Source organism: Deltaproteobacteria bacterium (genome assembly GCA_005879535.1).
Taxonomy (GTDB): Bacteria; Myxococcota; Myxococcia; order Myxococcales; family 40CM-4-68-19; genus 40CM-4-68-19.
This window is the reverse complement of the sequence record VBKI01000057.1, coordinates 1-10,912: the sequence shown is the minus strand read 5'-3', so window position 1 is coordinate 10,912 and position 10,912 is coordinate 1. Positions and strand designations below refer to the sequence as shown.

Annotated in this window: 9 protein-coding genes and 1 pseudogene (1 of these 10 cut by a window edge); 3 read left to right on the top strand and 7 right to left on the bottom strand. The window is 68.4% G+C overall.

All coding sequences use genetic code 11. The annotated features are described in order from the left end of the window. From E6J58_08505 to ybeY, 4 genes and pseudogenes are all read right to left on the bottom strand, one after another. Positions 1–1,591, bottom strand: a pseudogene (locus E6J58_08505) (hypothetical protein); it reaches 41 nt to the left of the window's first position. A 224-nt stretch (positions 1,592–1,815) separates the two neighbouring features. Continuing rightward, a complete protein-coding gene (locus tag E6J58_08500) occupies positions 1,816–2,211 on the bottom strand; it encodes a hypothetical protein (protein ID TMB38586.1) in 396 nt (131 codons plus the stop codon). A 6-nt stretch (positions 2,212–2,217) separates the two neighbouring features. Continuing rightward, entirely contained in the window at positions 2,218–3,276 is a 1,059-nt protein-coding gene (locus E6J58_08495) for a peptide chain release factor 2 (GenBank protein ID TMB38585.1), read from the bottom strand. A 124-nt stretch (positions 3,277–3,400) separates the two neighbouring features. Further along, positions 3,401–3,988, bottom strand: coding sequence for an rRNA maturation RNase YbeY (gene ybeY, locus E6J58_08490; protein ID TMB38584.1), 588 nt, complete (start codon positions 3,986–3,988; stop codon positions 3,401–3,403). Here ybeY and E6J58_08485 point away from each other — a divergent pair. Continuing rightward, complete coding sequence (locus E6J58_08485) at positions 3,987–4,406, top strand: response regulator (protein TMB38583.1); 420 nt, start codon at positions 3,987–3,989, stop codon at positions 4,404–4,406. The genes ybeY and E6J58_08485 overlap by 2 nt on opposite strands. Here the strand turns inward: E6J58_08485 and E6J58_08480 are convergent. Beyond that, positions 4,357–5,187, bottom strand: a complete 831-nt coding sequence (locus tag E6J58_08480; protein TMB38582.1) for a 1-acyl-sn-glycerol-3-phosphate acyltransferase — start codon at positions 5,185–5,187, stop codon at positions 4,357–4,359. The genes E6J58_08485 and E6J58_08480 overlap by 50 nt on opposite strands. Then, on the bottom strand, positions 5,187–6,329 hold the full coding sequence (locus tag E6J58_08475) for an acyl-CoA dehydrogenase (GenBank protein TMB38634.1): 1,143 nt from the start codon (positions 6,327–6,329) through the stop codon (positions 5,187–5,189). The genes E6J58_08480 and E6J58_08475 overlap by 1 nt, the downstream gene beginning before the upstream one ends. Before the next feature lie 171 nt (positions 6,330–6,500). On the opposite strand from E6J58_08475, the gene E6J58_08470 reads away from it, so the two are divergent. Together E6J58_08470 and E6J58_08465 are read left to right on the top strand one after the other, a co-directional pair. Beyond that, entirely contained in the window at positions 6,501–9,089 is a 2,589-nt protein-coding gene (locus E6J58_08470; GenBank protein TMB38581.1) for a serine/threonine protein kinase, read from the top strand. A 41-nt stretch (positions 9,090–9,130) separates the two neighbouring features. After that, positions 9,131–10,600, top strand: coding sequence for a hypothetical protein (locus E6J58_08465; protein TMB38580.1), 1,470 nt, complete (start codon positions 9,131–9,133; stop codon positions 10,598–10,600). On the opposite strand, the gene E6J58_08460 is transcribed toward E6J58_08465, so the two are convergent. Further along, positions 10,590–10,912, bottom strand: a 323-nt coding sequence (locus E6J58_08460) for a sigma-70 family RNA polymerase sigma factor (protein ID TMB38579.1), incomplete at its 5' end; no start/stop codon positions are given. The two genes, E6J58_08465 and E6J58_08460, sit on opposite strands and share 11 nt — an antisense overlap.

The window sequence follows — 10,912 nt, the reverse complement described above, 5'->3', positions numbered from 1 at the left end:
AGTCGTCCTTCTCCCCGTTGCCACCCGGGAATCTCGGGTCGTAGTGCTTGAGGGTGACGTCGGGATACCCGGACGGACGGAAGTCGTCGAGCTTCTTGTCCCCCAGGTTGCCGTTGGGCACGAACTTCTGGATGCGCCGGCCGTTGATCGTCTCACCCGTGAACAAGTTGCCCTTCGAATCCAGGGCGATCGAGTGCAGGAAGACGAAGTCGCCTGCCATGTGGCCAGAACGGCCGAAGCCGGCGAGGATCGCGCGCGGCCACGTGCCGCACTCCATCAATGTGCAGGGGGTGCTCTGATCGGCAAGCGCGAGGTCGTGGTCGAACGTCCAGACGATCTCGTTGCCACCGTCGACCTCGAAGAAGAAGCTCTGGTCCTTGTCGATGGAGAAGTCGAGGTCCCAAGCCGATCCAGCCGTGCCGAGTACGTTCTTGTTTGTTCCGTCGGATTTACCCGCGGTCACGCCCGTGCCGGGGATCACGGTGATGATCTTGACCGGCTGGCAAACAGGGGTATTGCCGGCGACCCAGACGGATGGAGGGCTCGTGCAGTTCGTCGGGTTCTTCTCGTATACGAGGATACGATCGCTGGCGCGGTCGCATACGTACAGATACCCGTCCTTCCCAATGACCAGGCAATGGGGGTGTCCACCGTCGCCGGACGCGAAGCTCCCGCGGTCGTGTGCCGTCGCGTTGGGATTGGCGCTGTTCACAACCACGCCGCCCCAGTGCCGGAGCCACTTACCGTTGCGGTCGAACACGACCACACGGTGGTTCCCGTACCCGTCCGGGACGTAGATGCTACCTGTCTGATGAGTCACCGGGTCAGGGTTCGGATCGACCCTCACGTTCGGAGGTTCGTTCAGCAAGGTCTGGCTGTTGTTTGCTGCAGCATTCCCTCCTGAGTTGCCGCACGTGTTCGTAGGCGGGTTGTCGCAGACGCCACGGCGTCCGATCTGCAGCAGCAGAGTGCTGCCATCATGCGAGTACTTCTGGACGATGCCGTCTCCGTTGCCGGCGATCCAGACGTTGTCCTGGTAGTCGACATAGAGGCCGTGGATACCCATCGGCACTCCGCGCTGCGGCAAATGGCACGCCGGGCTTCCGTCGCAGCCGACTGGGTCGATGGGGGCGATCCACCACGGCGGAAGAGCGGCCGGCAGGTTGGGCGGCCAGGCGTTCACCACGTTCCCATCGCGATCGAATTCGATGACCGAGGGAGATGGATGTGCGATGACCGTCTCCGGCGAAACGAGGTTCGTACCGGCCGTAGTCGCGGTCGGTGTGCCTTGGGGACCGCGGTTGACGGTGAAGATGTGATCCTTCGAGTCGACGCCGTGTCCGGCGACCTCGCCCGTCACCCACGGCTTCGTCGCCCCCGGCCCAGTGGTGCGGTAGCCGTCAGTCGCAGCGGCTGGATTGGTCTCGACATCGCTGGGGAGAGGCTTCGGCCAGAACGGATCGACCTTGAAGCGGGGAGCTTTGTTGGGGTCCTTTGCTACCGCCTGCTTCATCGGGCTCCAGAGGCCGATCCCGACGATCGCTGCGGGTACGACGCTGCCCAGAAAAATGAACCGCCCCTTCTTCGTCATGGCACTTCTCCTCGATGGCACGGCGGCGAGGAAGTCCAGTTGTCGGCCCCGAAAGAGCAGGCCTGCAGCAAAGAGGCATTCCCCCTGCAGTCATCTCCGTACGTGCTTGTGGCCGTTTGCTCCTTGGCAGATCGCGCAGTCAAGTCGCGGCGCGTTGCAGAAACGTGGCGAAACGAAGCGCCGAGCGCTTGCTGGCCGACGCTAATGCCGCTGCAAGAACGAACTTAATGCGTCCGCCACCCGACCTGCTTCTCCGCCGGGGACAGCTCGGTCCAGCGCTTGCCGATGAACGGATGCAGCTTGGCTTCGAAGTTTCCGCCGAGGTCGATCAGCGCCGCCAGCGCGCTCTCTCGGAAGTACGGATGCGTCGACGACGGCACGCAGGAGATGCGCACGCCGGTCGTTCCGACAGTCACTTCCAGGTCCGAATCGTCGCACTCGTCGCACTCGAATGTCCCGCTCTCGCGGACGCGCCCGATGTGCGGCCACTCGTGTCCGGACTCGATGGAGTCCTTGACGAGGTGCGTCCGCAAGCCCATGCGCGCGTCGAGCTTGTCCTTGATCTGGTTCAGCGAGGGGCTCTCGTTCTCGAAGGTCACGTCGTAGTGGATGATGGCCATTTGCGTTTACGCCTCCGCTTCGCTGCTGCCGGGTCTGTCCTTGCGGCGCACGCCGAGAAGGTATGCGCTGATGAAAGGGTCGAGCTCGCCGTCGAGCACCGCGTCCGGGTTTCCGCTCTCCACCCCGCTGCGCACGTCCTTCACCATCCGGTATGGCGCGAGCACGTAGTTGCGGATCTGCGAGCCGAAGGAGATCTCCGACTTCGACGCCTCGATCTTGTCGCGCTCCGCCTGCTGCTTGCGCAGCTCGAGCTCGTAGAGCCGCGACTTGAGCACCTTCCAGGCCATGTCCCGGTTCTTGTGCTGGCTGCGCTCGTTCTGCATCGAGACCACGATGCCCGTGGGAACGTGCGTCATGCGGATGGCGGAGTCCGTCTTGTTGACTTTCTGCCCGCCCGCGCCCGAGGCGCGGAAGGTGTCGATCCGGACGTCGTTGGGGTTGAGATCGATCTCGATGTCCTCGTCGACCTCGGGATAGACGAAGACGCTGGCGAACGAAGTGTGCCGCCGCGCGTTCGCGTCGAAGGGCGAGATGCGGACCAGCCGGTGCACGCCCACCTCCGCCTTCAGCCAGCCGTAGGCGTGATCGCCGCGGGCGATGAACGAAGCGTTCTTGATCCCCGCCTCTTCGCCGGGCTGGAAATCGGCGAGCTCCACTTCCCAGCCTTTGCGCTCGCAGTACCGCGTGTACATGCGGAAGAGCATCTGCGCCCAGTCCTGCGACTCCGTACCGCCCGCGCCGGCGTTGATCTCGACGATGGCGTTGAGATGGTCCTGCGGGCCGCTGAGCATCTTCGACAGCTCGAGCCGCTGCGCGCCCTGCAGCGCCTCGGCCACGGCGAGCTTCGCCTCGCCGCCGGTCGCCTCGTCGTTCGCCTCCTCGGCCAGCTCGTGGAGGGCGACCGCGTCCTCCAGCCGCTGCCGCTCGCGCTCGTACTGCGCGAGCTGCATCTCGAGGTCGCTCTTCTCCTTGCTCAGCGCCTGGGCGCGCTTCTGGTCCTCCCAGAAGCCGGGCTGCACGCTCTCCCGCTCGATCAGCTCGACGCGCGCGCGTTTGCGATCGATGTCAAAGCGCCCCCCGGAGCGCGTCGAAGCGCCGCGAGAGCTCGTCCAGTTCCGGTGGGAGCGTCGCCATGCCCTTGCCTTTAGCGTGAAACCGCGGTGGAGGGAAAGCCCGAAGGCGGCTGGATCATTCCACCCCCGACAGCGAAGCGCCCACCATTCCCGTGCGTCCCAGCAGCTTCCGCTCGGCCGCGGCCATCCGGCGCGCGTCGGCCGCCGACTCGTGATCGTAGCCGCGGCAGTGCAGGATGCCGTGCGCGAGAAGGCGCCGGAGCTCCGCTGCCAGAGGCCATCCGCCCTGCTTCGCCTGCCTCCGCGCCGCCTCGATCGAGATGATCACGTCCCCGAGCGCGCCCGATTCGTCGAGCGGAAAGGAGAGCACGTCGGTCGGACGATCCTGCCTGCGCCAGCGCAGGTTCAGGCGCCGCATCTCGCGGTCCGTCACCAGAGCGATCGAGAGCTCTTCCCCGCCGGAGACCCAGCTTCGCCCGGCGGCGCGGAGCACCGCGGCGGCATGCGCGCCGTCCCGCACTTTCACCGCGACGTGCACGCGGGCGGACCGCGTCCGAACAGCTTTCATTCGTGTCGGTGCGGGTAGCAGAATGCCGGACGTGTCGTCAAATCGCAGGGTTGTCGCGGTGGCAGCCAGACAACCGCCCCCTTCCGTTCCGCTGTAACAATCGTTAGATCTACGCCGCATCGAGCCCGCCCCCATGCGCCGCTGGCCCTACATCCTGGTCGTCGACGACGACGCCGACTTTCGCGCCGGGCTCCGGGCGGCGCTCGAGATGAAGGGGTACCAGGTCGACGAGGCCGCCAACGGCGAGGAGGCCCTGCTCAGGCTCGCCGACAAGCCGCCTCTCCTGGTGCTGCTCGACCTGCAGATGCCGGTGATGAACGGGCGCGAGATGCTGCAGCGCATGCGCGCGACGCCCGAACTGAAGGAAGTACCGGTAGTGATCATCTCCGGATTCGGCTTCGAGTGGGAAGCGGAGCTGATGGGCGCGCAGGGATACATCGGCAAGCCGTTCGAAGCGCAGGAGCTCGAGGCGACCATCGCCAACCTCCTCCGCCCGCGCCTGGTCACGGGGCGTGCGACGCTGGAGAAGCCGGTGGAGAAGCTGCGCTCCTGAGCGCGCGCTCCTCCGCGCCGAGCGCGGAGATCCTCTGGTTGATCAGATCGGCGAACCTCTTGTGGTGCGAGAGGCGCGTCTCTCCGGCCGCCTTCGGCAGCTCGATGGGCGCGCCGAACACGGCGATCACCGGCGGCTCCCGGCGGTGATTCGCCTTCACCTCCGTCCAGAAGCTGTTGGTCATTCCGAGGATGAACGCCGGCACCACCACCGGCCTCGCCTTCAGGGCCAGCTCGCCGGCGCCCGGCTGGGCGGGGAGCATGGCGTAGGGATCGTCCGACTTGTTGCGCGTCCCCTCCGGGTGGAACCCGACCATCTGCCCTGGCGTGCGCAGCTTCTCGAGCAGGATTGCCAGCGAGAGCCGGTTCATCGCCTTCTTTTCCGCCGAACGGAAGAACGGAGGAAACATCGACCCGCCGGTGAAGAGCACGGCCATCAGCAGCCCGAGCGGAGTCTCGTAGAAGAAGTTCGAGCGGACCGGAAAGCTGACCTGCCTGCCGAGACGTTGGTGGCGGATGAGGAGCCATCCGAGGATGAAGAGGTCGAAGAATGTCCTGTGATTGGCGACCAGCAGGATGGGCACTTCCGGCCGAACGGCGTCCAGACGCTCCATTCCGTGGACGCGCAGGCGCCGATAGACGAACAGGCCGATCAGTGGCGTGATCACCCAGCGCTGCCAGATCCGGAACACCCGCCTGCCGCCCCCCTGGTTGATGAAGCGCATCACCTTGAAGGCGGTGCGCTCCATCAGGTTCAGGGTGGCGAACGCGGGATCGTTCATCAGAACCCCGGCACGAGCTTGGCGATGATCTCCTTCATGATCTCGCTGGTCCCGCCGCCGATGGTCAGCAGCCGCGCATCGCGGAACGCGCGGGCCACCGGAGTCTCCACCACGTACCCCATCCCGCCGTGCAGCTGCTGGCAGTCGTAGACGACCTTCTGCATCAGGTCGCCGGCGAACAGCTTCGCCATGCTGATCTCCTTCACCGCCGCCTCCTTGCGGTTGAAGAGATCGCATGCCCGATAGGTGAGCCAGCGCGCTGCCTCGATGGCGGTGAGGTGCTCGACCAGCCGGTGACGCCAGATCTGGAACTTGGCCAAGGGCTTGCCGAAGGCGCTGCGCTCGTTGCCGTACCGGAGCGCGTCCTCGACGAGGAGCTGCATGCCGGAAACCGCGCCGATGGCCGCCACCAGCCGCTCGCCCTGGAAGTTCGTCATCACGTGGTAGAAGCCCTCGTTCTCCTCGCCGAGAAGATAGCGGACGGGAATCCGGCAATCTTCGAAGAAGAGCAGCGCGGTGTCCGAGGAGAGGTTGCCGACCTTCGCCAGCTTCTTCGAGACGCTGAACCCCTTCACGTCGGTCGGGAACGTCACCAGCGACACGCCGCCGTATCCAGGGCCGCCCGTGCGCACCGCGAGGGTGATGAAGTCCGATCGGCTGCCGTTCGTGATCCACATCTTGGCGCCGTTGATCACGTAGTCGTCGCCGGCCCTGCGCGCGGTCGTGCGGAGGTTGGCCACGTCGCTGCCGGCGTCGGGCTCGGAGATGCCCAGAGCGGCGATCTTCTCTCCCGCCAGGGCGGGGATGAGGAACTCCTTCTTCTGCTCTTCGGTGCCGATTTCGGCGATGATCGGCGTCGCCATCTGCGACTGGACCAGGAGTCCCATGTTGACGCCGGCGTTCTGGCTCCGGATCAGCTCCTCGGCGAGCACCACCACGAACCAGTAGTCTCCGCCGGCGCCACCGACGCTCTCCGGGTAGTTGATCCCGAGAGCGCCGATCTCGGCCATCCCGCGGAATACTTCGCGAGGAAAGATCCCCGCCTCGTCCCACTCCAGGGCGTGCGGCGTGAGCTCTCTCTCGACGTACTCGCGAAGGGTCCGGCGGAAGAGCTGGTGCTCCGGGGTGAAGGGCGGGTCCATCGAGAACATGCGCTCGCGCTCCTCGTGGGTGAATGAGCGCTCATTCATAGCACGGCGCCTACGGCCGCGCCGGCCGCCAACGCGGACCAGGCGAGCGAAGACGCAACTGGACGCTCCATCTCTCCGGCGCCGCGCGCAACGGACGCGGGCACGGCCGCGAAGAGCGCGCCGATGGCCAGCAGGCGCAGCGGCGGAACCACCCAGCCGAGCGCCGCCACGATGAGCGCGGCGCGCGGCAGGACGACGGCGTTCGGCAGGAACGGATCGACGCGGGCGGCGATCGCCATTCCCGCGAGCGGGAGGAGCAACGTCATCCACGCCGAATGCGGACGGGCCGGCTGCTGCAGCGCGAAGAACGCGGCGAAGAAGACCAGTGCGCAAAGCTGCGCGGCAAACGGCGTGCGGAAGACTTGCCGGTACGCGGCGGGCGCCCAGGTGGAGCGCGGCGTGCCGCGATCGCGCAGATCGGGCACGCCGACGGATGCCGCGAGCAGCGCTGCCGCCGAAGCGACCGCCGCGGCGCGCGGGAACGACGCGCCGACGGCGAGCCCGAGAGCGCCGCCCAGGCCCTGTCCCATGTCGAGCCACGAATACGCGGCGCTGCGGCGCTCGACGGTGATGCTGTCTCCGGCGCAGCTCGCGCAGAGGTCGCCGACCGCGGGCAGCGCGATGGCCAGAAGGCCCACGGTGAAGAGCTGGCCCACCGTGGCCAGGCTTGCCGACGTTCCGACCAGCGCGACGAAGAGGAGAGCAAAAGCCACCACCGGCCGCGACACGCGCGTTCCGACGCGGGACCAGAGCAGCCTCAGCAGCCTGAGGACTGCCCAGCCGAGCGCGGCGCCCTTGCCGCCGGCATGCGCCAGCCATGCCCATGCGGCGAACTCGGCGCATCCGGCGAGCAGCGAAATCCGGAGCGCGAACTTTGCCTCGTCCGGCAAGAGGCGCGGCCGAAGAGGCGGCGGCGGAACGATGCGGAACCGCGAGAGCTTTCCCCCGGTGGGCGCGAACGGCTCCGGCAGATCGGGGCGGTCGGACACCGCGCGCACATATCACGACCCGATGAGCGGCTGCGGTGCGTGGGTGTGGGAGAAGGTCGCGGGCACATCCTTTGGGTGCCTTCGACCTGTGACGTACAGTCGGGCCGCGATGGAGGAGGCGCACAGCTTCGGCGCGATGAACGCCTGCCCGCAATGTGGCGCGCCCTTCACCCCCGCCCTCGCGGACCAGATGCTCTGCGACCGCTGCCAGGGGCTCGCTCATCCAGAGCCGGAGTCTCCGCTGCAGCAGGCGCAAGTGGCGGGATTCAGGTTGCTGCACGAGCTGGGCGCGGGAAGGTTCTCCCATTCCTGGCTCGGTGAGGACGCGCGCAGCCACGCCGTCGTGGTGAAGCTGCTGCGCAGGTATGCGCCGGACGCTTCGTCCGCCGAACGATTCGTCGAAGAGGCGGAGCGGCTTGCCGGCATACCCGAGCTGGACCATCCGCATGTCGCGCGCCTGCTCTTCGCCGGCGTGCACCTGGTGCAGACGTTCTTTCTCGTCTACGAGAGCGGCGGCGAGATGACGCTTGCGGACGAGCTGCGGCGCCGGGGCCGCGTCCGGCCGGCGCGGGCGCTGGAGCTCTGCGCGCAGGTCTCCGAGGGGCTCGGTGCGGCGCATCGCGCGGGCGTCCTCCACCTCGATCTCAAGCCGGCGAACGTCGGCTTGCGCCGGCTGAGCGACGGAACGGAACACGCGGTGCTGCTCGACGCGGTCACCACCCACCTGCTCGCGCACGCCGGACTTCGCGAGGGCGCGCCGCTTCCCATCGCCAGCGCGGCGTACACCGCCCCCGAGCAGGCGTCCGGCGCCGCGGCCGACGAACGCAGCGATCTGTACGCCGTCGGCATCCTTCTCTTCCAGCTCCTCTCCGGGCGCCTGCCGGTGACCGGAGTGACGGCGGAAGAGTTGCTCCGCTCTCACCGCGAGCACGCCACGCTGAGCCTGCGGGACATCGGCCGCCGCGTACATCCGGAGCTGGAGGACCTGATCGCGCGGCTGATGGCCGCCGATCCCGCAACGCGGCCAGAGAGCGGCGACGAAGCCGCGGTGATGATGCGCGCGCTCGCTGCCCTCGCGGACGCGGTGCCCGTCGAGGACAAAGCGGAAGACTCCGATCCCTTACCGGCCCCAACGCACGCTGCCGTCGTGACTTCCCCTCCCCGCGTGTTCCCTCCGGCGATCGATCACCGGCCCGAGCGGGCGATGCCGCCGCGACGGTGGACGTTGACGCCGCGACGGTGGATGGCCGGCGCGGCGATCGCGCTGTCGCTGGCGGTGGGAGGACTGCTCGCGATCCGGGCGAGGACGATCGCCGGTGGGCCCCTCGCCGCTTCCGGCGGCGTCGCGCCTGCGGCCGCCGCGGTACCGTCCGCCGGTCTGCGCCAGGCTCCGGAGGGCCCCGCCGGCGAGCAGTCCGAGCCTCCGCGTCCGAGCAAGCTCCTGCAGTACGCAGCGAGTCCGTGGGCGAAGAACTTCGACCGGGCCCAGAAGGCCCTCTGGACCAATCGTCCGGCCGGCGCCCAGACGATCCTCAAGGACATCCTCCAGAAGCCCGTGCTGAGCCGGAGGGACCGCGCCCGCGCCAGCAAGATGATGGGCGACGCGGAGGCCAAGAAGGGAAATCGCGTCAAGGCCGCCGTCTGGTGGCGCAAATCGTTCCAGCTCTACGACGACCCCGAGGAGCGCGCCAAGGTCGCGCGGTTGATCGGGGGCGAGCGCTGACCCCGCCGACGCGGCGAGCGCTGCTGGCCGGCGTCCTGGGAGTGGCGGCGTTCGCGAGCACCCTGTCCGCCGGGTTCGTCGCCGACGATCACAGCGCCATCGAGGGAAATCCGGCGTTCGAGCGGGGTCTCGGCGCCGTGCTGCGCAACGATTATTGGGGAGCGGACAAAGCCGGCACCTGGCGGCCGCTTCCGCAGGCATCCCTGTTCGCCGATGCGCGGCTCTGGTCGATGCGGCCGGGCGGCTTTCATCTCACCAACGCCGTCCTCCACGGGGCCGTTTGCGCCATCCTGGTGCTCGCTCTGGGCGGCGGGCCGGCCGCGTTCGCCGCGGGCCTGCTCGCAGCCGTTCTCGCGCCGGGCGCGGAGGCAGTGCAGGCCGTCGTCGGGCGCGCCGATCTCCTGCAGGCGCTCTTCTGCGTGCTCGGGCTGTGGCTGCACCGGCGCGGGAGCCTGCTCGCCGCGGCGGCGTTCTTCTGCTCGCTGCTCTCGAAGGAGAGTGCCGTGATGGCGCCCTTCGCCTACGCCGCGTTCGATGCGCTCACTCCAGCGGAGCGGCGCACGCCTTGGGCGGCGTACGTCGTCGCGGCCGCCGCGTACGCCGGGCTCCGCTACGCCGTGGTGGGGCCGATGAGCCCCGTCGTGCAGGCGCAGATGAATCCGCTGGTGATGGCGCCCCTCCTCGAGTCGATGCTGGGAGCCGGACGGGTGCTGCTCGAGAGATACGGCTGGGGCATCGTCGACGGCTTCCGGCGCCTCTACGACTGCTCGGCGCGGGAGTGCGGGCCTGCTCCCGTCTCGGACGCGCTCGCGTGGGGCGGACTCGCCCTGGCGCTCGCGCTGGGCGCGGCGCCGATCATCCTCCGCAAGCGACAGCCGCAAGTCGCCGCCGGTCTTGCCTGGTTCGTTCTCTTCTTCCTTCCGGTGAGCAACCTGCTGCTGCGCGGGCCGACCCTGTACGGGGAGCGGTTGCTGTACGTGCCGCTGCTCGGGCTTGCGGCAGCCGCTGGCGCCGCCGTCGAGGCGGGCACCGCTGCGCGCGCCGCGTTCGCCGCGCTCTGCGTGTTCCATCTCTGCGCCGTGCAGCTGCGAAACCTCGAATGGAGGTCCGACGACGCGCTTTATCCGACGGCGGTGGATCTCGCGCCCCGGAGCGCGCGCGTCCAGGCGAACTTCGCGCTCGTCCTGTACGAGCGCGGCGATTTCGCCGCCGCCGAGGAGCATGCGCGGCTGGCGATCTCCCTCTGGCCTCCCGGAACGCTCGATTCGCTGGGCGTGCTCGCGGCGTCCCTGGATCGGCTCGGGCGCACGCAGGAGGCGGAGCGCACGTTCTCGGCCGCGTACGCGCTGGGGAACGACGCCATCCTCGCCGGGCAGTACGCGACGTTTCTCGCGCGGCAGGGCAAATTCGAGGCAGCGCTGCAGGTGGTCCAGAGAGAGCGGGCGCGCAGCCCGGCGGACAAGCGGCTGCGAGCGCTGGAAAAGCAGATCGTCGCCGACGTCAGCCGCTGATGCTTGCCAGGACCGCCGCTACCACGCGGTCGCACCGGGGCGCCTCGAACGGCAGCACGTCGCGCTCCCCCGGCTCGATCTCGGCCAGCAGCTTGCGTCGCAAGAGCGCCCGCGCGCGGTGGAGACGGGTCTTCACCGTGCCGGGCTCGATGTCGAGGCACGCCGCGGTCTCCTCGATGGACAGCTCCTGTACCTGCCGGAGGACGAACACGGTCCTGAAGTGATCGGGCAGCGCGTCGATGGCGCGCCGGAGGAGCCGGCGATGCTCGACGTCCGTGGCGTCCTGCTCGGGAGATCGCGTCTGGGCAGCCA